This is a genomic window from Streptomyces sp. NPDC004561, assembly GCF_053602155.1.
The window spans coordinates 1-24,730 of the sequence record NZ_JBSGDB010000075.1 but is presented as its reverse complement, the minus strand read 5'-3'; the positions used below and the strand labels follow the sequence as shown (position 1 = coordinate 24,730).

The window sequence follows — 24,730 nt, the reverse complement described above, 5'->3', positions numbered from 1 at the left end:
GGTTCGGTGGCGCGCATGACGTCGACGAACAGCTCCTCCTTGCCGCTCCAGCGGCGGTAGATGGTGGCCTTGCCGACCCCGGCTGTGCACCACACGGCCGCGCGCGCCGTTGACCAGGGGAAGGTTGGGCGGTACGTGTCCGCACTCCACATCGGCGACGATCGGCACCCCGAGCGGGCCGAGCGCGTCGAGCACCGCTTCCTGCTGGGTGAGGGTGCGGCCGGCGGGGGCGCGGGTCCGGCCCACGAGGACGGCGGCGGCCCGGTCGAAGAAGCCGGCGAGGCGCATGCCGTGCAGATTGCGGCAGATGCCGAAGGCGTCGTCCTCACAGGCCTCGACATAGACGAGCAGCGGCTCGTCACCGGCGAAGCGCGCGGTGTCGAGGTACGGGGTGCCCGCGAGGTTGACCAGGGTCTCCACGCACCCGCCGATCAGCCGGCCCTCGACGTCCACGTCGCCGTCGCCGTCCAGCCGGGTCCAGGACCCCTCCGCGTCCAGGGTGAGGTCGCGGATCTCCGGGTCCCGGGCCCAGTCGTCCCAGCCGCCGGTCCGGTACCGGCCCGGCGGGGTCTGGGCGAACGGCTCGCCCTGCGGCGCGGCCACGATGTCCAGCCAGGTCGTCAGGCCCTCGGGCGCCCGGTAGGGCGTGTCCATGAGGTTGTTGCCGTGCACGGTCGCGACCCCGGTGAGCAGGGTCAGCGGTGTGATGATCGTAGAGATGTCCGACCAGCCGACGACCCAGGTCGGCTCGGCCCGGCCGATCTCCTCGAAGTCCAGCAGCGGCAGCAGGTCGATCGCGGTCTCCCCGCCCCACGGCGGGACCACGGCCCGGATCGACGGGTCGGTCAGCATCGCGGTCAATTCGGCGGCGCGCTCGGCGGCCGGGGCGCTGATGTGCGTCGAGCCGTTCATGCACCGGCCGACGACCGCCTCGTACCCGCGTGCCTCGATCTCCCGCACCGCGACGTCGAGCCGGCCCCGGAGCTCCTTGGCCACCCCGCTGGAGGGAGAGGTCACACCGACACGGTCGCCCGGGCGCAGCGGGCGCGGATATCGCACAGTCATGCGCCGGATTGTCCCAGCGCGACAGCGGGGTACGGCAAGGGAATTACGGCCGGTCCAGCCGCAGCCGCTCCGCCCTCGGCAGTCCGGCGACGACGAGGTCGTACGAGTCCTCGACCAGCTCGCGGACCAGCCGGTCCGGCAGGCCGCCGTCCGCCGTCACGGTGTTCCAGTGCCGCTTGTTCATGTGGTAGCCGGGGACGATCAGCCCCTCGTGGTCGGCCCGGAGCCGGACCGCGTCCTCCGGGTCGCACTTGAGGTTGACCGTCAGGGGCCGCGCGCCCAGGTTCGTCAGGGCGAACATCTTGCCCAGCACCTTGAAGACCGAGGTCTCCGGGTTGAACGGGAAGTCCTCCACGACCGCGTTGAAGGACAGGCAGAAGGCGCGCAGCTCCTCGGGGTTCACTCGGGCCTCTCCTCCGGCGCCGGCTCCCCGGTCGGCTCCACGAGCACCGTGACGATCTTGTTGCGGCGTCCGGCCGCCGCCTCCGCGGTGAGCCTCAGCCTGCGCTCGTCGGGCAGTTCCACCTCGGCCGAGGCGCCGGCGATGGGCACGCGGCCGAGGGCCTTGGCGAGCAGTCCGCCGACGGTCTCCACGTCCTCGTCGTCGTACTCCTCCAGGCCGTACAGCTCGCCGAGGTCGGTGATGTCCAGGCGGGCGGTGACCCGGAACCGGTCGTCGCCCAGCTCCTCCACGGGCGGGAGTTCCCGGTCGTACTCGTCGGTGATCTCGCCGACGATCTCCTCGAGGATGTCCTCGATGGTGACGATCCCGGCGGTGCCGCCGTACTCGTCGATGACGACGGCGACGTGGTTGCGTTCCTTCTGCATCTCGCGCAGCAGGTCGCCGGCGTTCTTGGTGTCGGGCACGAAGACGGCGGGCCGCATGGCGGTCGAGACCAGGTCGCCCTCCGCCTCCCGGCTGATGTGCGTCTTGCGGACCAGGTCCTTCAGGTACACGATCCCGACGATGTCGTCCTCGCTCTCGCCGGTGACCGGGATCCGGGAGAACCCGGAGCGCAGGGCGAGGGTGAGCGCCTGCCGGATGGTCTTGTACCGCTCGATGACGACCAGGTCGGTGCGGGGCACCATGACCTCGCGCACCAGGGTGTCGCCCAGCTCGAAGACCGAGTGCACCATGCGGCGCTCCTCGTCCTCGATCAGCGACTCCTTCTCGGCGAGGTCGACCATCGCGCGCAGCTCCGCCTCGGAGGCGAACGGGCCCCGCCGGAAGCCCTTGCCGGGGGTGAGGGCGTTGCCGATGAGGATGAGCAGCGAGGGGATCGGTCCCATCACGCGGGCCAGCGGCAGCAGCACGTACGCGGCCGCGGTCGCGGTGTTCAGCGGGTGCTGGCGGCCGATGGTGCGCGGGGAGACGCCGACGGCGACGTACGACACCAGGACCATGACGCCGATGGCGACGAGCAGGGCCTGCCAGGTGGCCGGGAACTCCTCCAGGCAGGCGTACGTCACCAGGGCCGCGGCCGCCATCTCGCAGGCGACGCGGACCAGGAGGGCCAGGTTGAGGTAGCGGGTGGGATCGGCGGCGATCTGGGCCAGCTTGGCGCTGCCGCGCCGGCCGGACTTCACGGCCTCCTCGGCACGGAAGCTGGAGACGCGCGCCAGGCCCGCCTCCGCGCAGGCGGCGAGCCAGGCGACGACGACCAGCGCGATCGCGCCGACCACGATCTGCGGACTCATGGACGCGCTTACGAGACGGTCGGCGCCGGGGACGGCCCGGTCAGGCCGCGCTCGCCCCGCCATCCGTCCACGATGGCGGCCTGCAGGCCGAACATCTCGGCCTTCTCGTCGGGCTCCTCGTGGTCGTACCCGAGCAGGTGCAGCACGCCGTGGACGGTGAGCAGCTGGAGCTCCTCGTCCATGGAGTGCTGGGTGGGCGCCTCGGTCCCCTGCTTGGCGGCGACCTCCGGGCACAGCACGATGTCGCCGAGGAGCCCCTGCGGCGGCTCGTCGTCGTCCTTGCCGGGCGGCCGCAGCTCGTCCATCGGGAAGGACATGACATCGGTCGGCCCGGGGAGGTCCATCCACTGGATGTGGAGCTGCTCCATGGCGTCGGCGTCCACGACGATCACCGAGAGCTCGGAGAGCGGGTGGATGCGCATCCGCGCGAGTGCGTAGCGGGCGATGTCGAGGATCGCCTGCTCGTCGACCTCGGTGCCGGACTCGTTGTTGACGTCGATCGACATGGTGGCGCCGTGTCTCTACTTCCCCTTGTGCCCGGACCTGCCCCGGCCGCCCTTGTGGGTGCCGTTCTCGGTGCCGTGCTCGCTGTCGTACTGCTCGTACGCGTCGACGATACGGCCCACCAGCTTGTGCCGTACGACATCGTGGGAGGACAGCCGGGAGAAGTGGACGTCCTCGACGCCCTCCAGGATCTCCTGCACCTGCCTCAGACCGCTCTTCGTGCCGTTCGGCAGGTCGACCTGCGTCACGTCACCGGTGATCACGATCTTCGAGTCGAAGCCCAGGCGGGTGAGGAACATCTTCATCTGTTCGGGGCTCGTGTTCTGGGCCTCGTCCAGGATGATGAAGGCGTCGTTGAGCGTGCGTCCGCGCATGTAGGCGAGCGGTGCGACCTCGATCGTCCCGGCCGCCATCAGGCGGGGGATCGAGTCCGGGTCGAGCATGTCGTGCAGCGCGTCGTAGAGCGGGCGCAGGTAGGGGTCGATCTTCTCGTAGAGCGTGCCGGGCAGGAAGCCCAGCCGCTCGCCGGCCTCCACCGCGGGGCGGGTGAGGATGATCCGGTTGACCTGCTTGGACTGCAGGGCCTGCACGGCCTTGGCCATGGCCAGGTAGGTCTTGCCGGTACCGGCGGGGCCGATGCCGAAGACGATCGTGTGCTTGTCGATCGCGTCGACGTACCGCTTCTGGTTGAGGGTCTTGGGGCGGATGGTCCGGCCCCGCGAGGACAGGATGTTCTGCGTCAGCACCTGTGCCGGGGTCTCCGGGCCGTCGCTCGTCCCGTTCTCGCTCGCCTTGAGCATGGCGATCGAGCGTTCCACTGCGTCCTCCGTCATCGGCTGCCCGGTGCGGAGCACCAGCATCATCTCGTCGAACACACGCGAGATCAGGGACACGTCGGCGGGATCGCCGACCGCGCTGATCTCGTTGCCCCGGACGTGGATGTCGGCCGCCGGGAAGGCCCTCTCGATCACGCGCAGAAGCGAGTCGCCCGAACCCAGCACGGTCACCATGGGGTGCTGCGCGGGGACGGTGAACTGCGCTCTCGCCTGCTCCTGCGCGGGGGTGTGAGCTGTGGGTGTCTGTGTCATGGGCCGGCGCTGAAGGCCTGCGCTTCCTCCTCGTCACGGCCGCACCGCTGAGGGCGGCCTCGCGGTTCCAGAGTACGACGGGGAGATGACAAGCCCGTAGGACTTTTCCGAGGGCCCTTCCCGGGGTGCTCAGCTCGAACGCCGGAACCCGATGGTCGGCACGGCCCGCCGCAGCGGCCACACCCGGTCGAGTTCCTCGGGCACCACCCCGTCGAGGAACGCGTACCGCCGCAGCGCCATCGGCTCCTGCCCCGGCAGGGACTGCACCCGCCGCCACCACGCCCCGATCTCCGACCACCCCGGCGCCGACAGCGATCCCCCGAACTCCTGCACCGACAGAGCGGCCGTGAGCCCGGCGAAGGCCAGCCGGTCGGCGAGCGGCCAGCCCGCCAGCGTCCCCGTCACGAACCCGGCGACGAAGACGTCCCCGGCCCCCGTGGGATCCAGCGCCTCCACGGCGATCGCGGGCACCTCCGCCGCCTCCCCGGTACACCGGTCCACCGCGTACGCCCCCTCGGCCCCGAGGGTGACCACGGCCACCGGCACGTGCTCGGTCAGGGCGTGCGCGGCGAGCCGCGGGCAGTCGGCCCCGGTGTACCGCTTCGCCTCCTCCGCGTTGGGCAGGAACGCCTCGCAGTGCTCCAGGTCGGGGAGCCCGGCGAGGTCCCAGGCGCCGGTCTCGTCCCAGCCGACGTCGGCGAAGATCCGGGTGCCCTCGTGGGCGGCCTGGGCGATCCACGGCGCCCGCGTGCCCGGCGTGAGGGAGGCCACGGCCGCCCGCGCGCGGGGCGGGCAGTCGGGGGCCGGCTCCTCCGGCGGCGGCTCGTGCCCGTGGGAGACCATGGTCCGCTCGCCCTCGTACGCCATGGAGACCGTCACCGGCGAGTGCCAGCCGGGCACCGTGCGGGACGGGGTGAGGTCGATGCCCTCGCCCTGCTCCAGGGCGTCCCAGCAGTACTCGCCGTAGTGGTCGTCGCCGAAGGCCGCGGCGAGCGAGGTGCGCAGCCCGAGGCGGGCCAGCGCGGCGGCCATGTTGGCGACCCCGCCGGGGCTGGAGCCCATGCCCCGGGCCCAGGACTCGGTGCCGCGCACGGGCGCCGAGTCCAGCCCGGTGAAGACGATGTCGAGGAAGACCGTGCCGGTGAGGTAGACGTCCCAGGGCGGATCGCCGGGTGCGCGCAGCGCGGCGAGCGGGTCGACCTGGGTCCGGCGGCCCCCTGCCTGGGTGAGGTGTTCCGGTTCCTCTCCGGCGATCGTGTGCGACGGGGTCACGGTGCGCTCCCTCGTGGTGCGGGTCTGGCCAGTGTGCACCACCTCACGCACCGTGCAGGGGCTCACCAGCGGGGCATCACCGGCGTCCGCCACCCCGGTTCGGCCGCCCGCATCGCGGCCGCGTCGTCGCGGTCCCGCAGCGAGCCGTCGTCCTCGGCCCACCGCCGGTGCAGCCGGGCCAGTTCGTCCCGGTCGAGCTCGACGCCGAAGCCGGGGGCGTCGGACACCGCGACCCGGCCGCCGGTGAAGGCGATCCGCTCGGTGAGGACGTCCTCCGGCTGCCAGGGGTAGTGGGAGTCGCAGGCGTGGTGGAGGTCCGGCACGGTGGACGCCACGTGGGTCATGGCGGCGAGGCTGATGCCGAGGTGGGTGTTGGAGTGCATGGACACCCCGACCCCGAAGGCGGCGCAGAGGGCCGCGAGGTGCTGGGTGTTGCGCAGCCCGCCCCAGTAGTGGTGGTCGGAGAGGACGACCTGCACGGCGTCCCTGGTGAACGCCTCCCTGATCTCGCCGAAGGTGGTCACGCACATGTTGGTGGCGAGCGGCACCCCGGTCCCCGCGGACACCTCGGCCATCGCGGGTGTGCCGAGCGTCGGGTCCTCCAGGTACTCCAGGACGTCCCCGAGTTCCTCGGCCACCTTCAGCGAGGTCTCGACCGACCAGGCGCCGTTGGGGTCGAGGCGCAGCGGGTGCCCGGGGAAGGCCTCGGCGAGGGCGCGTACGGCGGCGATCTCCTCTTGCGGGGGGAAGACACCGCCCTTGAGCTTGAACGACCCGAACCCGTGACGGCGCCGCAACTCCCGTGCCTGGGCGACGACTCCGGCGGGGTCGAGGGCGGCGCCCCACTCGTCCGGTTCGGCCGGGACGCCCTCCGGGTGCCGGGCCCACTTGTAGAACAGGTAGGCGCTGTACTCCACGCTGTCGCGGACCCGGCCGCCGAGCAGCGCGTGCACGGGCAGCCCGAGCGCCCTGCCCTGGGCGTCCAGGCAGGCGACCTCGAAGGCGGACAGCACGGACAGCCGCAGCTTGTCGGCGCTCTGCACCCCGCGCAGCCCGCCCGCGTCGACCTGCCCGGCGACCCGGGACTCGTCCACGTCCAGGTCGATCCCGAAAAGGCCGTTCACATCCATGACCGAGCGGCCGGTGAGGCGCTCGGCGAGCGGCCGGGCGAGCTCCAGGTACTTGGTGTCGCCGTAGGTCTCGCCGAGCCCGGCCGTCCCGTCGGCCGTGACGACCTCCACGATCAGCCGGGGGGTGTACGGCTGGTGCACCCCCTGGGTGTTGAGCAGGGGCGCGTCGGCGACCAGGATCGGCGTCAGCCGCACCTCGGCGATGGTCAGGTCACGGGTCACAGGGAGGCTCCTACGAGATCGAGTCCGGCGGTGAGGAGGACCTTGAGGGCGGCGAGGTCGGCGGGCGCGGGGTCGGTGAGCGGGGCGCGCACGGGGCCGACGCGCTGTCGGCGCAGCCGGGCCGCCGCCTTCACGAGGGACACCGCGTAACCGGGCGCGCGGTCGCGGAGTTCGACGAAGGGGACGTAGAAGTCGCGCAGCAGCCTGTCGACGGCGCCGTGGTCGCCGTCCCGCAGCGCGGTGAAGAAGGCGCCGGCGATCTCGGGGGCGAAGGCGTGCACGGCGGAGGAGTAGGCGGGGACGCCGACGGCGGCGTAGGCGCGGGCCTGGATCTCGGCGGTGGCGGCGCCGTTGAAGAACAGGAAGCCGGCGGGGGCGGCCAGGGTGAGGCGCTGGAGGCGGTCGAGGTCACTGTGGCCGTCCTTGAGGCCGATGACGTTCGGGATGTCCGCGATGCGGCGCAGCGAGCCCACCGTATAGGCGACTTGGCCGCGCTGGTAGGCGATCAGCGGCAGCCGGGTGCGGTCGGCGAGCCGCTCCAGTTGCGCGGCGAGGCCGTCCTGGGGGGCGTCGACGAGATAGTGCGGCAGGACGAGCAGGGCGTCGGCGCCGGCCTCCTCGGCGATCCGCGCGAACCGGGCGGCCTGCGCCCAGCCGTACCCGGTGCCGGCCACCACGGGCAGCCGCCCGGCCGCCTCCTCGACGGTGACGCGGACGACCGTCCGGTACTCGTCCTCGTCCAGCGAGAAGAACTCCCCGGTGCCGCAGGCCGGGAAGACGGCCCCGGGCCCGGCGGCGAGCCGGTCCGCGACATGCGCGCGGAAGCCGTCGGCGTCGAGGGCGCCGTCGTCGCCGAAGGCGGTGAGCGGAAAGGACAGCACGCCCCGCGCCATCCCCTCCCGCAGCCGCCGCGCCACATCCCGCGGACTCCGGTCGCCACCCACCTGAACATCTCCTCTTATGAATGCTGTCTATGTATGAGAACAAAGGCTAGATACACGTACACGCGCTCGTCAATGGGAGGAAGGGTGAACGCGGCACGTCCGGCACGGGAAGCGCCCTTGCTTACCCCGGCCATTCATCCGCAAACCGAGGAGTGATCCGGATCACTCCGTCCGGCCTTCTTCTCGGAACCGCGTGCTTGATACAACTTGCTCGCGCGTTCCTGTCCGTCGACGGTCGTCGCTCCCTCCCCTCTCGCTCTTTCGAGCCTCCTTCCGCCTGCCCTGGGAACGCCCGTGTCCGCCCGCCGCACCCTGCCCTGGCCCCTCGTCGCCCTCTTCACGGCCGGGTACCTCGCCCCCTATCTGCTGCCGACCACCGTCGGCCGGCTCAACAGCGGCCTTCCGCTCACCACCACCCAGGCCGGGGCCATCGGCAGTGCGCTGCTGCTGAGTTCGGCGGCAGCGGGCTTCCTGTTGGCCTCCCGGGTCGACCGGATCGGGCCCCGGACCCTCGCCCGCGCCGGTCTCGCGCTCGCCTTCCTCGGCTACGGCGGGGCCGCCCTCACCGGGGTCGTACCGGCCGTCGTCGCGGGCGCGGTCGTCGGCGGGTTCGGGTCCGGCACGATCACCGCGGTCGCCGCGAGCGGCATCGCCGCCCAGAAGGATCCGCACCGGGTCACCACCCTCGGCCTGCTCGGCGTCTCCGCGCTCGCCGGCACCCTCTACCTGGCGATCCCCCGCCTCGGCCCGGGCCACGGCGTCCCGCTGGCCGCGATCGCGCTGACCGCGCTCGCCGTCTGGCCGCTCACCGGCCGGCTGTCCCGCCGCACGGCACCGGCCCGTGCCGCCGGCCGCGCACAGGGCAGGCTGCCCCAGCGTCGCGCCGGGCTGCTGCTCGCCGCCGCCATGCCCTGCTGGTCCCTCGCCCAGAACTCCCTGTGGGGCGTGAGCGGCCGTATCGGCCTCGCCCAGGCCCACCTCACGGAGGTCACCGTCGGCGCGGTGTTCGCCGTCGCGCTCGGCGCCGGGCTGCTCGGGGTGCTGGGCGCGGGAGCACTCGGCCCGAGGCTCGGCCGCGCGATGCCCATCGGCGCCGGTACGGCACTGATCGCGGCCTGCATCGCGCTCAGCGCGTCGGCGACCGATCTGACGGGCTTCGCCGCCGGCGAGATCTCCTGGAACCTGCTCTACCCGGTCGTGCTGTCGTACGTCATCGGCCTCGCCGCCTCCCTCGACCCGCGCGGCCGCTGGGCGGTGTTCGTCGGTTCGGCGGCCTCGCTGGGCACGGCGGCGGGACCGCTGGCCGGGAGCGCGCTGGCGGGAGCGGCCGGCTTCCCGGTCATGGGCGACCTGCTGGCGGCCGGCCTGCTGCTGATCGCGGTGCCGATGACGGCGGTGGCACTGCGGGCGGGCCGGCGGACCCTGCCGGTCGTGGAGGTCGCGGTCGAGACGGCCGCCGTGCCCGCCCGGCGGGCCTACGAGACCGCGTCCCCGAACTCGTACGCCGCCACCTCGGCGAGGTAACGGTCCCGCAGCTCCTCGTCGTCCTCCAGGAAGGAGGCGAGGAAGGAGTTGCGGGCCAGCTCGCGCAGGCGGTCCTCGGTCAGGCCCAGGGTGTCGCGGACGGCCGCGAAGTTGTCGCCCGCGTACCCGCCGAAGTACGCCGGATCGTCGGAGTTGACCGTGCACAGCAGCCCGGCGTCCAGCATCGCCGGCAGCGGGTGGCCGGCCAGGGTGTCGACGGCGCGCAGGCGCACGTTGGACAGCGGGCACAGGGTGAGCGGGATCCGCTCCCGCACCAGCCGCTCGACCAGCGCCGGGTCCTCCATGCAGCGCAGGCCGTGGTCGACGCGCTCCACGCCGAGGACGTCCAGGGCCTCGGTGATGTACTCCGGCGGTCCCTCCTCGCCGGCATGGGCCACACGGCGCAGCCCGAGCGCGGCGGCGGCCTCGTACACCTCGCGGAACTTCACCGGCGGATGCCCCACCTCGGCGGAGTCCAGCCCGACACCGGTGATCCGGTCCAGGTACGGCTCGGCGGCCCGCAGGGTCTCCAGGGCCGACTCGGCGGACTCGTCGCGCAGGAAGCACAGGATGAGCTTCGTGGAGACGCCGTGGTTCTCCTGGCTGCGGCCGAGCGCCCGCCACAGCCCCTCCACCACCGTGCCCATGGACACGCCCCGGGCGAGATGGGCCTGCGGGTCGAAGAAGATCTCCGCGTGCCGCACGCCCTGCGCGGCGGCGCGCGCGAGGTACGCGTCCGCGAGGTCGCTGAAGTCCTGCTCGGTGCGCAGGACGGCCATCAGCTCGTAGTACAGGTTGAGGAAGGACTGGAGGTCCTCGAACCGGTAGGCCTCGCGAAGCTCTTCGGTGTCGGCGTACGGGAGCTTCACGCCGTTGCGGGCGGCCAGCGCGAAGGCCAGCTCGGGCTCCAGAGTGCCTTCGATATGGAGGTGCAGTTCTGCTTTCGGGAGGGGCATCAAAGCATCGTACGGCGCTCTTACCGACGTTTCGGAACCGGCACTCGCAGAAGATCGTGGGCCACCGTCAGCTCTCCGTCGAAGCCGGCGGCCCTCGCCTGCCGCTCGAAGCCGTCGGGGTCGGTGTAGCGCTGGCTGAAGTGGGTGAGGACGAGGTGGCGGACGCCCGCGTCCCGGGCCACAACGGCCGCCTGGCCGGCCGTCAGATGGCCGTGCTCGACGGCGAGTTCCTCGTCCTCGTCGAGGAACGTGGACTCGATGACGAGCAGGTCGCAGCCCTCGGCGAGCGCGTACACGCCCTCGCACAGCCGGGTGTCCATGACGAACGCGAACCGCTGGCCGCGCCGTACCTCGCTGACCTCCTCCAGCGTCACAGCGCCGAGCCTGCCCTCGCGCTGGAGCACCCCCACGTCCGGGCCCCTGATCCCGAGCGCGGCGAGCCGGTCGGGCAGCATCCGGCGGCCGTCGGGCTCGGTCAGCCGGTAGCCGTAGGACTCGACCGGGTGCGACAGCCCGCGGGCCTCCAGGGTGTACGACGGTGTCACCGCGAGGGTGCCGTCGGTGTCCACGGGCGCCTCGGTGAGGCGGGCCGTCTCCCGGTAGGCGGTGGCGTACCGCAGCCGGTCGAAGAAGCGCTGCCCGGAGCGCGGGTAGTGCGCGGTGATCTCGTGCGGCACCTGGTCCAGGTTGATCCGCTGGACGACCCCGGCGAGGCCGAGGGAGTGGTCGCCGTGGAAGTGGGTGACGCAGATCCGGTTCAGGTCGTGGGCGGCGACCCCGGCGCGCAGCATCTGCCGCTGTGTGCCCTCGCCGGGGTCGAACAGGATGCCCTCGCCGTCCCACCGCAGCAGGTAGCCGTTGTGGTTGCGCTGCCGGGTCGGCACCTGGCTGGCGGTGCCGAGGACCACGAGTTCACGGACCGACACGGCGCCCTACCCGGGGGGCCACTGCAGACCGCGGCCGCCGAGGACGTGCGCGTGGGCGTGCCAGACGGTCTGGCCGGCGCCGGTGCCGGTGTTGAAGACGGTGCGGTAGCTGTCCAGCTTCTCCTCGTCGGCGACGGCCTGGGTCTCGGCGAGCACGTCGGCGGCGAGCTGCGGGGCGGCCGCGGCGAGCTTGGCCCCGGTCTCGTAGTGGGCCTTGGGGACCACCAGGACGTGGGTGGGGGCCTGGGGGTTTATGTCCCGGAAGGCGACGGTGGTCTCCGTCTCACGGACGATCGTCGCCGGGATCGTACCCGCGACGATCTTGCAGAACAGGCAGTCGTCCTGCGGTTCGCCGGCCATTCGCTGCGCTCGCTTTCGCCGATGATCAGTACGGGGGCATCGTAGTCGTTCCGGTGCGGGTCGTACGCGGCCGCGCGCCCGTGCGACGAAGCCGCGCGCCGATCCGGTCCGGCCCGCCTAGGTGGGCAGAACCGGCGGGGTCTTCGCGGGCCGCTCCTCCAGAGCCGCCAGCGCCAGCCTTATCGCCTCGTCCAGCTGGACGTCCCGGCCGGCGGCCCAGTCCTGCGGAGCCTGTACGACCTCCACGTCCGGGTCGACGCCGTGGTTCTCCACGTCCCAGCCGTAACCCTCCAGCCAGAACGCGTACTTGGGCTGGGTGATCAGGGTGCCGTCGACCAGGTGGTAGCGGCTGTCGATGCCGATGACACCGCCCCAGGTGCGGGTGCCGACGACCGGGCCGATGCCGAGCGCCTTGATGGCCGCGTTGACGATGTCCCCGTCGGAGCCGGAGAACTCGTTGGCGACGGCGACGACGGGGCCCCGGGGCGCGTCCCTCGGGTAGCTCTCGGGCCGCATGCCACGGGGAAGGTCCCAGCCGACGATCCGGCGGGCCAGCTTCTCCACGACGAGCTGGGAGGTGTGTCCGCCGCGGTTCTCGCGCACGTCGACGACGAGGCCCTCGCGGGCCACCTCGACACGCAGGTCGCGGTGGATCTGGGCCCAGCCGGGCGCCTGCATGTCGGGCACGTGGAGGTAGCCGAGCCGGCCCGCGGACCTCTCGTGGACGTAGGCCCGCCGGCCGGCGACCCAGGCGTGGTAGCGCAGCGGCTCCTCGTCCGCGAGCGGGACCACCACGGCATGCCGGGGATCACCGCCGCCGGAGGGCGAGACGGTCAGCTCGACGGGCTTTCCGGCCGTGCCGGTCAGCAGCGGGCCGGGGCCGGTCACCGGGTCGACCGGCTGTCCGCCGACGGCGACGATCGCGTCCCCGGGACGGACGGCCACCCCGGGCGCGGCGAGCGGGCTGCGCGCCTGCGGGTCGGAGGTCTCCGCGGGCAGGATGCGGTCGATGCGCCAACTGCCGTCCTCGTGGCGGGAGATGTCCGCGCCGAGCAGACCCTGGCGGGCGCCGTTGCCGAAGCCGCCGCGCGGCATGACATAGGCGTGCGAGGTGCCGAGTTCGCCGTGCACCTCCCACAGGAGGTCCACCAGGTCGTCGTGGGTGGCGAGGCGGTCGAGGACGGGACGGTAGCGGTCGAGGACGCCGTCCCAGTCGACGCCGCCCATGTCGGGCCGCCAGAAGTGGTCCCGCATGATGCGGCCCGTCTCCTCGTACATCTGCCGCCACTCGGCGGCCGGGTCGACGGTCTGCCGGATCCGGCTCAGGTCGACGGTGATGTTGGAGTCGCTGTCCTCGTCGCCGGAGGCGCGCCGGTCGCTGGGGACGACCTTCAGCTTGCCGTCGGTCCACAGCAGCGCCCGCTTGCCGTCGCCGCTGATCTCGAAGTGGTCCGCGTCGGCGGCCAGATGGTCCAGGCGGTGCTGGGCCAGGTCGTAGCGCTCCAGCTCGGTCTTGGGGTCGGGGTCGTCCGGCGTGGCGCGGGAGGCGCCGAGGACGCCGCGCACCGGGTGCCGGAGCCAGAGCACCCCGTCCTTGGCGGCGCGCAGGTTGGAGTAGCGGGTGGCCTCCACCGGGAAGGGCACGATGCGGTCGGCGAGTCCGTCGAGGTCGATCCGCGTCGTCGGCACGCCCTCGCTGTCCGGCGTCTCCTCCTTGTCGGAGGCCTCGAAGGGGCGGCCGTGCCGCTGCGGCCCGAACGGGGACGGCGTGGTCGCGGCCAGCGTGATCAGGTAGGGGCGGGTGCCCTCCACGAAGGCCAGGTCGAAGACGTGCTCGTCGTAGACCGGGTCGAAGGAGCGGTTGGAGAGGAAGGCGAGGTGCTTGCCGTCGAGGGTGAAGGCGGGCGCGTAGTCCTGGAAGCGCAGCGGGGTCGCCTCGGTGACCGACAGATCGGTGGTGTTGGCGAGGCGCAGCTGGCACAGCGGGCGCGCTCCCGGGTGGCTCCAGGCGAGCCAGGCCGAGTCGGGCGAGAAGGCGAGGTCGCTCACGTCGCCGTCCTCGCTGCGGTCGACCTCGCGCACTTCGCCGGTCTCCCGCTCGACCAGCAGCAGCCGGCCGTCGTGGGAGGCGACGGCGGCCCGGCTGCCGTCGGGGGCCATCGCCAGTTCCAGGACCCGGCCGAGTCGTCCCGCGGCCAGCCGGCGCGGGGTCGCGCCGACGGCGACGCCGGTGGCGGGCGCGAACTCCAGGGCGTCCTCGCCCTCGGCGTCCGTCACCCACACCACCCACTCCTCGCCCTCCGCGCGGAAGGTGCGGGGCAGCCGGGCGCGCACGCCGGGCCGCGCGGCGAGCGCGCGGGCCGGGCCGGAGCGGTGGGTGATCCAGTGCACGGTGCCCCGCACGGCGACCGCGCTGCCGCGCGCGGTGTGGTCGGGGGCGGCCGAGCCGAACCAGCGGGAGGCGTTCACCGGGAAGGGCTGCAGGTCCGTGCGGGGCCCGCCGAGCCGGACCTCCAGGCGGCGCGGCTCCGCGCCGTCGAGGTCGTCCAGGAGCCACAGTTCGCCGGCGCTGGAGTAGACGACACGGCTGCCGTCGGTGGCGGCGTGCCGGGCGTAGTGACCGTCGAGGGGCGTGTGCCGGCGCAGGTCGGAGCCGTCGGCGTGGGAGGAGTACAGGGCGCCGGTGCCCTCGTGGTCGGAGAGGAACGCGATCCGGTCGCCGGCCCACAGCGGGTACTCGATGTTGCCGTCCAGGTCCTCGTGCAGGCGCACGAACTCGCCGTCGCCGTCGCGGTCGATCCACAGCCGGCCGGCGGTTCCGCCGCGGTACCGCTTCCACCAGGCGGCCTCGCGGCCCATCGGCGCGGACAGCAGCACGGTGTGCGGGCCGCGCACGACGTCGCCGACGGGCCCGTACGGCAGGGTGGCCGCGGGTCCGCCGTCCAGCGGGACGGCACGGGCCCAGGTGCGGCGCAGACTGGGCTGGCCGGCGGTGCTGACCGCGAGGACCTCGCCGTCCGGGGTCCAGCCGCGCACCTGGGTCTTCCAACTGCCCCAGTGCGTCAGCCGCCTGGCCGGGCCGCCGGCGACCGGCGCGAGGTGCACCTCGGGGGCGCCGTCGCGGGTCGAGGTCCAGGCGACGGCGGTGCCGTCGGGCGAGATGCGGGGATGGTTCACCGGTACGTTGTCGGCACTGACCCGCCAGGGCCGGCCCCCGTCGAGGGGTGCCAGCCACACGTCGTCCTCGGCGACGAAGGTCACCAAGTCGCCGTGCAGGTGCGGGAATCGGAGGTAGCCGGAGGTTCCTGTCGCAGCGCCCTGAGTCACCCCGTCACTGTACGCAGCGGTGGCGCTCCCCGCCCCTCTTTTCCGATCACTTGCCCTGGGCGGGCCAGCAGGTCGGGTCGCCCTTGCACCAGACGGTCCGGGTGACGGTGACCGTCACGGTCGGCTGTCCGCCGCCGGGCCGGTAGGTGGGCGGGCGGTACGTCGGGCCGGGCGTGGCGTTGCAGTCGCCGAGCCCGCTGACGTGGAACACCTGTCTGCCGCCGACCCTGGCCGTCAGGTTCCCGCGCACACAGGCCCCGTCGACGGCCTTGGTCACCTCGCCGGTGACGGTGATCTTCCGCCGGTCCTTGGTCTCCCCCTGGCAGTCGACGGAGACGACGGTGGTCTCGGTCGGCGAGGGCGTCCTCGCCGACGTGCCGCCTCTGCCGTAACCGCCGGTGCAGGTGAGCCAACTGACGTCCACGTGCTGCTGTTTCAGCCGGGCCGTCGCGGTCGTGTCGGTGGTGTAGGCGACGCTCGCCGAGCCGAGGTCGTCGGGCCGGCAGGCCACCATGGCGCCGCCGGCCGCCGCGACCAGCCCCACGACGGCCACCGCCCGTGTCCCGCGCGTCCCGCGCCGAATCCGTCCCAAAGCCCCCATGCACGGCAGCGTGCCACCGACCCGCACGAAGCGGAAGGCCGCATACGGCCACTCACCCGCCGGGCGGTGGCCGGGTGCGCGTCAGCCGCGCAGCAGCAGCCACTCCTGGAGTTCGACCAGGTTGCCCTCCGGGTCCTTGAGGTGGGCCACCCGCATCCGGTCGGTCATGAGGACCGGGCCGTGCAGCAGGGCCGTGCCGCGGGCGGTGATCTCCGCGCAGTAGGCGTCGAGGTCGTCCACGCGCAGCACCACCAGGGAGCGGTGGCCCGTGGCGGTCTCGCCCAGCTCGTCCAGCACCCGGGCCATCATCGCCCGGTCCTGCAGGGCGATGCCCGCGGAGCCGGCGTGCGGGCTGAACTTCTCGTACGGGCCCTGCGCCGCGCCGGACTGCGGCTTGAGGCCGAGGACATCGGCGTAGAAGCGGTAGCAGGCGGCGAAGTCGGTGACCAGAAGCCGGACTTGGGCGAGTTCCATGGCGTCCCCCAGGTGTGTCAGGACCAGCGGCCGGTGCGTCCCAGCAGAAGGGCCGCGGCGGCGGTGCCGGCGGTGGATGTGCGCAACACGGTAGGACCCAGCACGTACGCCCGCGCGCCCGCCTCCTCGAACAGCGCCAGCTCGTCGCGCGAGACACCGCCCTCCGGGCCGACGACCAGCACGATCCGGCCCTCGGCGGGGAGTTCGGCGGTGGCCAGCGGCCGGCTCTCGTGCTCGAAGTCGGAGTGGAGCACCCCGGCGAAGTCGGCTTCGGCGAGAAGTGCGGCGACCTGCTTGGTGGTCGCCGCGTCCGCGACCTCGGGGAAGCGGACCCGCCGGGACTGCTTCCCGGCCTCCCGGGCGGTGGCCCGCCATTTGCCGAGGGCCTTCAGCCCCCGGTCGCCCTTCCACTGGGTGATGCAACGGGCCGCCTGCCACGGCACGATGGCGTCGACGCCGGTCTCCGTCATGGTCTCGACGGCGAGTTCGCCCCGGTCGCCCTTGGGCAGGGCCTGGACGACGGTGATGCGCGGGCTCGGCGCCGGCTCCTCGGAGATCCCGCTCATGTGGACGATCAGCCGGTCCTTGCCCTCGCTGCCGATCACCTCGCACACGGCGTAGCGTCCGGCGCCGTCGGTGAGGACGACCTCCTCGCCGGACTGCAGCCGCTTGACGGAGACGGCGTGGCGGCCCTCGGGACCGTCCAGGACATAGCGGTCGCCGTCCGGGTCGAAGTGCTCGACGACGAACACCGGCGCGGTCATCGCAGGCCTCCCCCGGCCGACAACGCTGTCCGGGCGGCGGCGAGTTCGTCGGCCAGCACCTCCACCAGCCGTCCGGCCGGCAGCTCCCGGGCCAGCCGGTGGCCCTGGCCCGCCCACAGCGCCATGCCCTGCGCGTCCCCGGCCTTGGCAGCGGCCTTGCGCAGCGGGACGGTGAGGTGGTGGAGCTCCGGGTAGGCGGCGGGGGCGTACGGGCCGTGCTCGCGCAGGAAGCGGTTGACCAGTGCGCGCCCCGGTCGGCCGGAGAACGCCCGGGTCAACTCGGTGCGCACGAACAGGGGGTTGGTGAGCGCCAGCTTGTGCACGTCCTGGGCGCCGGACTCGGGGGTGGCGAGGAAGGCGGTGCCCAGCTGGGCCGCGCTCGCGCCCGCGGCGAGGACGGCGGCGATCTGGCCGCCGCGCATGATGCCGCCCGCGGCGACGACCGGGATGCGCACGCTCTCCCGGATCTGCGCGACCAGCGACAGCAGGCCGATGCCGGAGCCGTCGATGTCAGGGATGTCCCGGTGCGTGCCCTGGTGACCGCCGGCCTCCACGCCCTGTGCGATCACCGCGTCCGCCCCCGCCCGCTCCACCGCGACGGCCTCCTCGGCGGTGGTGGCGGTGGCCAGGGTGACGGTGCCGGCCCGGCGCAGCCTGTCCAGGACGTCCCCGCCCGGCACGCCGAAGTGGAAGGAGACCACCGGCACCGGGTTGTCGAGGAGGACGGCGAGCTTGGCGTCGTAACCGTCGTCCCGGCCGCTGTCCGGATCGCCCAGCTCGGTGTCGTACCAGGCGGCCTCGCCGGCCAGCTGGTGGGCGTACATCTCCACGGCGCCGGACTCGGCGTTGGCGGGCTGCGGCATGAACACGTTCACGCCGAACGGGCGGCCCGTGAGCCCCCGCAGCTGCTTGATCTCCTGGTACATGCCGTCGGCGGTCTTGTACCCGGCGGCGAGGAAGCCGAGGCCACCGGCCTCGGATACGGCGGCGGCGAGCTGCGGGAGGGAGACACCGCCCGCCATGGGGGCCTGCACGATCGGGTGGGGAAAGAGATCGGTCAGCGCGGAGGACATGACCGCATGTTGTCACGTCCTTTGCACAAGTCCGAATCCGGGCTTCCCCTGGCATAAGCCAGGGGCAACCTCACCGACCGGCGGTCCTCTCAGCGCCCGTTGAAGGCGTCCTTCAGCCGCGAGAACAGCCCCTGCTGACCCGGCTGACTGCGCCTGCCCGGGGGCCGACCCCCGGACCCCCGGCCGCCACACCACCCGGCGTCAGCGCCCGTTGAAGGCATCCTTCAGCCGCGAGAACAGCCCCTGCTGACCCGGCTGGAACTGGCCCTGGGGCCGCTCCTCGCCGCGCAGCTTGGACAGCTCGCGCAGCAGGCGCTCCTGCTCGGGGTCGAGCTTGGTCGGGGTCTGGACCTCGACGTGGACGATCAGGTCACCCCGGCCGCCGCCGCGCAGATGCGTGACGCCCCGGTTGTGCAGCGGGATCGACTGGCCGGACTGGGTCCCGGGCCGGATGTCGACGTCCTCCAGGCCGTCCAGCGTCTCCAGCGGCACCTTCGTGCCGAGCGCCGCCGCGGTCATCGGGATGGTGACCGTGCAGTGCAGGTCGTCGCCGCGCCGCTGGAAGGTCGAGTGCGGCAGCTCGTGGATCTCGACGTACAGGTCGCCGGCCGGACCGCCGCCGGGGCCGACCTCGCCCTCGCCGGCGAGCTGGATGCGGGTGCCGTTGTCGACACCGGCCGGGATCTTCACGGTCAGGGTCCGCCGCGAGCGGACACGGCCGTCGCCCGCGCACTCCGGGCACGGGGTCGGCACGACCGTGCCGAAGCCCTGGCACTGGGGGCAGGGCCGGGACGTCATGACCTGGCCCAGGAAGGACCGGGTCACCTGCGACACCTCGCCGCGGCCGCGGCACATGTCGCACGTCTGGGCGGTGGTGCCCGGGGCCGCGCCCTCGCCGTTGCAGGTGTTGCAGACGACCGCGGTGTCGACCTGGATGTCCTTGGTCGTCCCGAAGGCCGCCTCGTCCAGCTCGACCTCGATCCGGATCATCGCGTCCTGGCCGCGCCGCGTGCGCGAGCGCGGGCCGCGCTGCGACGCCGTGCCGAAGAACGCGTCCATGATGTCGGAGAAGTTGCCGAAGCCACCGGCCCCGAAGCCGCCCGCGCCCGCGCCGCCCGACTGGGACAGCGGGTCGCCGCCGAGGTCGTAGACCTGCTTCTTCTGCGGGTCCGACAGCACCTCGTAAGCGGCGTTGATCTCCTTGAACCGCTCCTGGGTCTTCGGATCCGGGTTGACGTCCGGGTGCAGCTCGCGGGCGAGCCGACGGAAGGCCTTCTTGATCTCTTCCTGCGACGCGTCGCGGCGCACGCCGAGAACGGCGTAGTAGTCCGTGGCCACTTACGACTCCGCCAGGATCTGTCCGACGTACCGTGCCACTGCGCGTACCGCTCCCATCGTTCCTGGGTAGTCCATGCGGGTCGGTCCGACCACGCCGAGCTTGGCAACCGCCTCGCCGCCCGAACCGTAGCCGACCGACACCACGGAGGTGGAGTTGAGTCCCTCGTGGGCGATCTCGTGCCCGATACGCACGGTCACGCCCGGATCCTTCGCCTCGCCGAGGAGCTTGAGGAGCACGACCTGCTCCTCGAGGGCCTCCAGGACGGGCCGGATCGTGAGGGGGAAGTCATGCCCGAAGCGGGTCAGATTGGCGGTGCCGCCGATCATCAGCCGCTCCTCGTTCTCCTCGACGAGTGTCTCCAGAAGAGTGGAGAGCACCGTGGAGACCGTACCGCGGTCCTCGGCATCGAAGGCGTCGGGCAGGTCCTCGACCAGCTTCGGCACATCCGCGAAGCGACGGCCCGCGACCCGGCTGTTCAGCCGTGCGCGCAGGTCCGCCAGGGACGCCTCGCCGAACGGCGCCGGGCAGTCGACCATCCGCTGCTCGACCCGGCCGGTGTCCGTGATCAGCACGAGCATCACCCGCGCGGGCGCGAGCGAGAGCAGCTCCACGTGCCGCACGGTGGACCGGGTCAGGGACGGGTACTGCACGACGGCGACCTGCCGGGTCAGCTGCGCGAGCAGCCGCACCGTGCGGGCCACGACGTCGTCGAGGTCGACGGCGCCCTCGAGGAAGTTCTGGATCGCCCGGCGCTCCGGCGCGGTCATCGGCTTGACGCCCGCGAGCTTGTCCACGAACAGCCGGTAGCCCTTGTCGGTGGGGATGCGCCCCGCACTGGTGTGCGGCTGGGCGATGTACCCCTCGTCCTCCAGGGCCGCCATGTCGTTGCGGACGGTCGCCGGGGAGACGCCGAGGTTGTGCCGCTCGGTGAGGGCCTTGGAGCCCACGGGCTCCTCGGTGCCGACATAGTCCTGGACGATGGCGCGCAGCACCTGGAGCCTGCGTTCACTCAGCATTCGCGCGCACCTCCAGCACGTCGTCGTCCCCTCTGTCCCGCGGTTCGTCCTGCTTGGCACTCTTCGTATGTGAGTGCCAGTCTTCCCCGGCCAGTGTACGGCCGTGGGGTACTCCCCGGGCAAGGTCGGTGCCGTCCCAGCTGCTCGTACGGCTAGCGTCGCGGTATGACGGTGACTTGGGAAGAGCTCGGGTGGGAGCGGCTGGCGGCCGGGGTCGGGCGGTGCCGGCTGCCCGGCTGGGACTGCACGGCCGGGCTGGTCCTCGGCGAGGGTACGGCACTGATGGTGGACGCCGGGTCGAGTCTGGCCGAAGGCGCCCGGCTGCGGGCCCGGGCCGAGGAGCTGACCGGCGGCCGTGTGACCCATCTCGCGCTGACCCACGCCCACTTCGACCACGTCTTCGGCGCCGCCGCGTTCGCCGGGGCGCGGGTGTACGCGGCGGTGGGCGTCGACGCGGTCCTCACCCGCGAGCGGGAGGAGCTGCGCCTGGACGCGGTCCGCAACGGTCTCCCGGTGGCGGACGCGGACGAGGCGGTGGACGCCCTCGCCGCGCCCCAGCACCTGGTCTCCGGCGAGCGGACCCTCGACCTCGGCCCCGGCCGGCAGGTGCTGCTGGCCAACGTCGGCCCGGGCCACACCGCCCACGACCTCGCCGTGTGCGTGCCGGGTCCCCGCGAGGTGGTCTTCTGCGGCGACCTGGTCGAGGAGTCCGGCGAGCCCCAGGCGGGCCCGGACGCCGTGCCGTCCCACTGGCCGGACGCCCTGGACCGGCTGCTGGCGCTCGGCGGCGAGGACGCGCTGTACGTGCCCGGTCACGGGGCGGTGGTGGACGCCGACTTCGTACGGCGGCAACGGGACACCCTGGCCGCGCGCTTCGGCGTGTCGTGAGCGCGGCCGTACGGGTTCTCCTATCGTCATCCGAATGCGCCAGTACACCTCGGACCTGACTCCCCCCTGGAAGAAGCCGCAGCCCGTGCCCGAGGTGCCGGCCGAGCCGGGCCTGGTGGTGGAGGAGCCCGGCACCGGGTTCTGCGGCGCGGTGATCCGCTGCGAGGCGGGCACGGTGACCCTGGAGGACCGCTTCGGCAAGCACCGGGTGTTCCCGCTGGAGCCGCGCGGCTTCCTGCTGGAGGGCCGTGTGGTGACCCTGGTACGGCCCGCCTCCGGCCCGGCGCGGCCCACCCGCACGGCCTCCGGTTCGGTCGCCGTGCCGGGCGCCCGCGCGCGCGTGGCCCGCGCCGGCCGCATCTACGTCGAGGGCCGGCACGACGCCGAGCTGGTCGAGCGGGTCTGGGGCGACGACCTGCGCATCGAGGGCGTGGTCGTGGAGTACCTGGAAGGCGTCGACGACCTGCCGGCCGTCATCGAGGACTTCGCCCCGGGGCCCGACGCGCGCCTGGGCGTCCTGGTGGACCATCTGGTGCCGGGCACCAAGGAGTGGCACATCGCCCGGTCGGTCACCAGCGACCACGCCCTGGTCGTCGGCCACCCCTACATCGACGTCTGGCAGGCCGTGAAGCCCTCGTCCCTGGGCATCCCGGCCTGGCCCGTGATCCCGCGAGGCCAGGACTGGAAGACGGGGGTGTGCCGGGCCCTGGGCTGGCCGGAGAACACCGGCGCGGCCTGGCAGCGGATCCTGTCCGGGGTGCGGTCGTACAAGGACCTGGAGCCGGAGCTGCTGGGGCGGGTGGAGCAGCTGATCGACTTCGTCACCGCGCCGGAGTGACCCCGGGCCGCCGTCCTCGGACCGCGCCGGCCCCACCCGGTGGTGCGATCAGTCCACCAGGTCCCGCACCACCGCGTCCGCCAGCAGCCGTCCCCGCAGGGTGAGCACCGCGCGCCCCTCGTCGTAGGGGCCGGACTCCAGCAGCCCGTCCGCGAGCGCGCGGCGGGACGCCGTGCGGCCGTCCTCCTTCAGCAGCGCCAGCGGTACGCCCTCGCGCAGCCGCAGCTCCAGCAGGATCCGCTCCACCCGGCGGTCCTCGTCGGACAGCAGCTCCCGGCCGGCGCCCGGTGAGCGGCCGGAGGCGAGGGCCGCCGCGTACGCGCCCGGGTGCTTGGCGTTCCACCAGCGCACGCCGCCCACGTGCGAATGCGCCCCGGGCCCGGCGCCCCACCAGTCGGCGCCCCGCCAGTACAGCTCGTTGTGCAGGCAGCGGCCGGCCTCGGAGGTGGCCCAGTTGGAGACCTCGTACCAGGAGAAGCCCGCCGCGGACAGGGTCTCCTCGGCGATCAGGTAGCGGTCGGCGTGGACGTCGTCGTCGGTCATCGGGACCTCGCCCCGGCGGATGCGGCGGGCGAGCTGGGTGCCCTCCTCGACGATGAGCGCGTAGGCGCTGACGTGGTCGGGGCCGGCGCCGATCGCCGCGTCGAGGGAGGCCCGCCAGTCGTCGTCGCTCTCCCCCGGCGTGCCGTAGATCAGGTCGAGGTTGACGTGCTCGAAGCCCGCCGCCCGCGCCTCCGCCACGCACGCCTCGGGGCGGCCCGGGGTGTGGGTGCGGTCCAGCACGCGCAGCACGTGCCGCCTCGCGCTCTGCATGCCGAAGGAGATCCGGTTGAAGCCGCCCTCGCGCAGCGCGGCGAGGTAGGCCGGGTCGACCGACTCCGGGTTGGCCTCCGTGGTGATCTCCGCGTCCGGCGCCAGGCCGAACTCGTCGCGGACGGTCCCCAGCATCCGCACCAGGTCGTCGGCGGCCAGCAGCGTGGGCGTGCCGCCGCCGACGAAGACCGTGCGGACCTGGCGGGGGTCGTCGCCGAGCACCTTGCGGGCGAGCCGGACCTCGTCGGCGAGGGTGTCCGCGTAGTTGTCGCGGGACGCCAGCACCCCGCCCGAGCCGCGCAGCTCGGTCGCGGTGTAGGTGTTGAAGTCGCAGTAGCCGCAGCGGGTCGCGCAGTACGGGACGTGCAGGTAGAAGCCGAGCGGGCGGGCGGCGGCCCCGGCGAGCGCGGACGCGGGCAGCGCGCCGTCGTCGGGGACGGGCTCGCCGTCGGGGAGTGCGGAGGGCATGCCCTCCATTGTCCAGCACCGGCGCCGTCACTCCGCCTGGAGCACCAGCAGCGCCAGGTCGTCCTCGGGCAGGCCCCCGCCGAACTCGTGCACGAGGCGGCGGATCCTTTCCGCGATCAGCTCGGCGCTGAGCCCGGCGCAGCCGGACAGGGCGTGGGCGAGCCCGTCGCCGTCGTCGAACTGGCGGGAGCCGGAGCGCCGCTCGGTCACCCCGTCGGTGACGCACAGCAGGCTGTCGCCGGGCCTGAGGTCGAGGGTCTCGCTGGTGTAGGTCTCGTCCTCGACCACGCCGAGCAGGGTCTGCGGGCGGGCGACCGTGCGCACGGTGCCGTCCGGGCCGAGCACCAGCGGCAGCGGGTGCCCGGCGGAGGCGAGGGTGCAGCGGACCCCGCCGTCGTACGGCGTCAGCTCGCCGTAGAGCAGGGACAGGAAGCGGGTCTGCGGGCCGTCCCCGGAGGCCACGGCCCGGCCGCCGGCGGCGATCAGGGCGCGGGCGGCGGCGTCGGCGGCCTCGGTGGCGTCGTCCAGGAGGAGCTGGTTGAGCCGGTCGAGGACGTCGGCGACCCGGTAGCCCTCGCGGGCCAGGAGCCGCAGCCAGGGCCGGGCGAGGCCGATCACGACCGCCGCCTCGGGGCCCTTGCCCTGGACATCGCCGACGGCGAAGCACCAGCGGCCGTCGCCCGCCGGGAACAGGTCGTAGAAGTCGCCGCTGGGGCCGCCCTTGTCGCAGGGCTCGTAGACGAGCGCGCTGCTCATCCCGGGGATCTGGGCGACCGCTCCGGGCAGCAGGCCGCGCTGCAGGACGGCGCTGATGGTGGCCTGGCGGGCGTACTGCCGGGCGGCGCCGATGGCGAGGGCCACCCGGCGGCTGAGGTCCTCGATCAGCCCGGTGACCTCGTCGGGGAACCGCGCGAGCCCGCACCGGCCGATGACCAGCGTGCCCAGCGGCCGGCCGCCCGCGATCAGCCGGTACGCCAGCGCCGTCCCGTCGGCGCCCTGGGGGCCGAGCGCGTGGCCGGGCCACGGATACGGCTCCGGGCCGGAGCGCAGCCCGTCCCGCGGGCTCGGCGGCTCCTTCTCCAGGGCGCAGCGCAGTTCGTCGATGCGGTTCTCGCCGGTGTGCCAGACCCGTGCCGGTCCGCCCCCGGCGCCGCCGCGCACGGACGCCTCGTCCTCCAGCCACACCGCGCACCAGTCGGCGAGTCGGGGCACGATCAGCTGGCCGGTGAGGGCCGCGACCAGGTTCTCGTCCAGCTGCCCGGCGAGCAGGTCCGAGGCCTCGGCGAGGAAGGACAGCGCGCCCCGGCCGAGCCAGTCCCGGTCGCCCTCGGCGCGCTGCGGCTGCGGGGCCAGCTCCTCGGCGGCCGCCAGGGCGTCGCGCGGGCCGGGGCCGTCCGGCGTCTCGCTGCCGCCCGGGGGCAGCCGGGCCCAGACCGTCTT

23 protein-coding genes are annotated in these 24,730 nt (G+C 73.4%); 3 read left to right on the top strand and 20 right to left on the bottom strand.

From position 1 onward, the window contains the following. The 8 genes from ACWEN3_RS13205 to ACWEN3_RS13170 form a co-directional block, all read right to left on the bottom strand. The coding region (locus ACWEN3_RS13205; protein WP_452969424.1) for a S66 family peptidase at positions 1–1,065 on the bottom strand (1,065 nt) is incomplete at its 3' end. 43 nt (positions 1,066–1,108) lie between these two features. Continuing rightward, a complete protein-coding gene (locus ACWEN3_RS13200) occupies positions 1,109–1,468 on the bottom strand; it encodes an MmcQ/YjbR family DNA-binding protein (protein WP_452969421.1) in 360 nt (119 codons plus the stop codon). Then, positions 1,465–2,763 carry a hemolysin family protein gene (locus ACWEN3_RS13195; RefSeq protein ID WP_452969419.1) on the bottom strand — a complete coding sequence of 433 codons (1,299 nt, stop codon included), beginning with the start codon at positions 2,761–2,763 and terminating at the stop codon, positions 1,465–1,467. Before ACWEN3_RS13195 ends, ACWEN3_RS13200 begins: the two co-directional genes overlap by 4 nt. A gap of 8 nt (positions 2,764–2,771) precedes the next feature. Continuing rightward, the gene (gene ybeY / locus ACWEN3_RS13190) at positions 2,772–3,269 is read right to left on the bottom strand and encodes an rRNA maturation RNase YbeY (RefSeq protein WP_116151189.1); all 498 of its coding nucleotides are present in this window, start codon (positions 3,267–3,269) and stop codon (positions 2,772–2,774) included. Between the two features lie 15 nt (positions 3,270–3,284). Then, entirely contained in the window at positions 3,285–4,355 is a 1,071-nt protein-coding gene (locus tag ACWEN3_RS13185; RefSeq protein WP_452969417.1) for a PhoH family protein, read from the bottom strand. 129 nt (positions 4,356–4,484) lie between these two features. Next, on the bottom strand, positions 4,485–5,627 hold the full coding sequence (locus tag ACWEN3_RS13180; protein WP_452969414.1) for a carbohydrate kinase family protein: 1,143 nt from the start codon (positions 5,625–5,627) through the stop codon (positions 4,485–4,487). Positions 5,628–5,689: 62 nt separating this feature from the next. After that, the gene (locus tag ACWEN3_RS13175; RefSeq protein ID WP_452969412.1) at positions 5,690–6,979 is read right to left on the bottom strand and encodes a glucarate dehydratase family protein; all 1,290 of its coding nucleotides are present in this window, start codon (positions 6,977–6,979) and stop codon (positions 5,690–5,692) included. Next, positions 6,976–7,872 carry a 5-dehydro-4-deoxyglucarate dehydratase gene (locus tag ACWEN3_RS13170; RefSeq protein WP_452969428.1) on the bottom strand — a complete coding sequence of 299 codons (897 nt, stop codon included), beginning with the start codon at positions 7,870–7,872 and terminating at the stop codon, positions 6,976–6,978. The genes ACWEN3_RS13175 and ACWEN3_RS13170 overlap by 4 nt, the downstream gene beginning before the upstream one ends. A gap of 345 nt (positions 7,873–8,217) precedes the next feature. Here ACWEN3_RS13170 and ACWEN3_RS13165 point away from each other — a divergent pair, with 345 nt between their 5' ends. After that, positions 8,218–9,447 carry an MFS transporter gene (locus ACWEN3_RS13165; RefSeq protein WP_452969409.1) on the top strand — a complete coding sequence of 410 codons (1,230 nt, stop codon included), beginning with the start codon at positions 8,218–8,220 and terminating at the stop codon, positions 9,445–9,447. On the opposite strand, the gene ACWEN3_RS13160 is transcribed toward ACWEN3_RS13165, so the two are convergent. The 10 genes from ACWEN3_RS13160 to hrcA all read right to left on the bottom strand — a co-directional run bounded on the left by ACWEN3_RS13160 (position 9,399) and on the right by hrcA (position 20,283). Continuing rightward, positions 9,399–10,403 carry an adenosine deaminase gene (locus ACWEN3_RS13160; RefSeq protein WP_452969407.1) on the bottom strand — a complete coding sequence of 335 codons (1,005 nt, stop codon included), beginning with the start codon at positions 10,401–10,403 and terminating at the stop codon, positions 9,399–9,401. The genes ACWEN3_RS13165 and ACWEN3_RS13160 overlap by 49 nt on opposite strands. A gap of 20 nt (positions 10,404–10,423) precedes the next feature. After that, positions 10,424–11,329 (bottom strand): ribonuclease Z, encoded by a 906-nt coding sequence (locus tag ACWEN3_RS13155; protein WP_452969405.1) that lies wholly within the window; start codon positions 11,327–11,329, stop codon positions 10,424–10,426. A 6-nt stretch (positions 11,330–11,335) separates the two neighbouring features. After that, entirely contained in the window at positions 11,336–11,689 is a 354-nt protein-coding gene (locus ACWEN3_RS13150) for a histidine triad nucleotide-binding protein (protein ID WP_452969404.1), read from the bottom strand. A 117-nt stretch (positions 11,690–11,806) separates the two neighbouring features. Beyond that, positions 11,807–14,953 (bottom strand): S41 family peptidase, encoded by a 3,147-nt coding sequence (locus tag ACWEN3_RS13145; protein ID WP_452969426.1) that lies wholly within the window; start codon positions 14,951–14,953, stop codon positions 11,807–11,809. A gap of 109 nt (positions 14,954–15,062) precedes the next feature. Then, positions 15,063–15,617: a hypothetical protein gene (locus ACWEN3_RS13140; RefSeq protein ID WP_452969401.1), complete on the bottom strand. Its 555-nt coding sequence runs from the start codon at positions 15,615–15,617 to the stop codon at positions 15,063–15,065. 81 nt (positions 15,618–15,698) lie between these two features. Then, positions 15,699–16,091: a VOC family protein gene (locus ACWEN3_RS13135; RefSeq protein WP_452969398.1), complete on the bottom strand. Its 393-nt coding sequence runs from the start codon at positions 16,089–16,091 to the stop codon at positions 15,699–15,701. 17 nt (positions 16,092–16,108) lie between these two features. After that, the gene (locus tag ACWEN3_RS13130; protein WP_452969396.1) at positions 16,109–16,855 is read right to left on the bottom strand and encodes a 16S rRNA (uracil(1498)-N(3))-methyltransferase; all 747 of its coding nucleotides are present in this window, start codon (positions 16,853–16,855) and stop codon (positions 16,109–16,111) included. Then, positions 16,852–17,928: a nitronate monooxygenase gene (locus ACWEN3_RS13125; RefSeq protein WP_452969393.1), complete on the bottom strand. Its 1,077-nt coding sequence runs from the start codon at positions 17,926–17,928 to the stop codon at positions 16,852–16,854. The genes ACWEN3_RS13130 and ACWEN3_RS13125 overlap by 4 nt, the downstream gene beginning before the upstream one ends. Positions 17,929–18,129: 201 nt before the next feature. Continuing rightward, positions 18,130–19,266, bottom strand: coding sequence for a molecular chaperone DnaJ (gene dnaJ, locus ACWEN3_RS13120; protein WP_452969390.1), 1,137 nt, complete (start codon positions 19,264–19,266; stop codon positions 18,130–18,132). Beyond that, on the bottom strand, positions 19,267–20,283 hold the full coding sequence (gene hrcA / locus ACWEN3_RS13115; protein WP_452969388.1) for a heat-inducible transcriptional repressor HrcA: 1,017 nt from the start codon (positions 20,281–20,283) through the stop codon (positions 19,267–19,269). 165 nt (positions 20,284–20,448) lie between these two features. On the opposite strand from hrcA, the gene ACWEN3_RS13110 reads away from it, so the two are divergent. Further along, on the top strand, positions 20,449–21,171 hold the full coding sequence (locus ACWEN3_RS13110; RefSeq protein ID WP_452969385.1) for an MBL fold metallo-hydrolase: 723 nt from the start codon (positions 20,449–20,451) through the stop codon (positions 21,169–21,171). A gap of 34 nt (positions 21,172–21,205) precedes the next feature. Continuing rightward, the gene (locus ACWEN3_RS13105) at positions 21,206–22,009 is read left to right on the top strand and encodes a DUF3097 domain-containing protein (RefSeq protein ID WP_452969383.1); all 804 of its coding nucleotides are present in this window, start codon (positions 21,206–21,208) and stop codon (positions 22,007–22,009) included. 48 nt (positions 22,010–22,057) lie between these two features. Here ACWEN3_RS13105 and hemW read toward each other — a convergent pair whose 3' ends face one another. Together hemW and ACWEN3_RS13095 are read right to left on the bottom strand one after the other, a co-directional pair. After that, positions 22,058–23,290, bottom strand: a complete 1,233-nt coding sequence (hemW, locus tag ACWEN3_RS13100) for a radical SAM family heme chaperone HemW (RefSeq protein ID WP_452969380.1) — start codon at positions 23,288–23,290, stop codon at positions 22,058–22,060. 27 nt (positions 23,291–23,317) lie between these two features. Further along, a partial coding sequence (locus ACWEN3_RS13095; protein WP_452969377.1) for a PP2C family protein-serine/threonine phosphatase occupies positions 23,318–24,730 on the bottom strand: 1,413 nt, incomplete at its 5' end.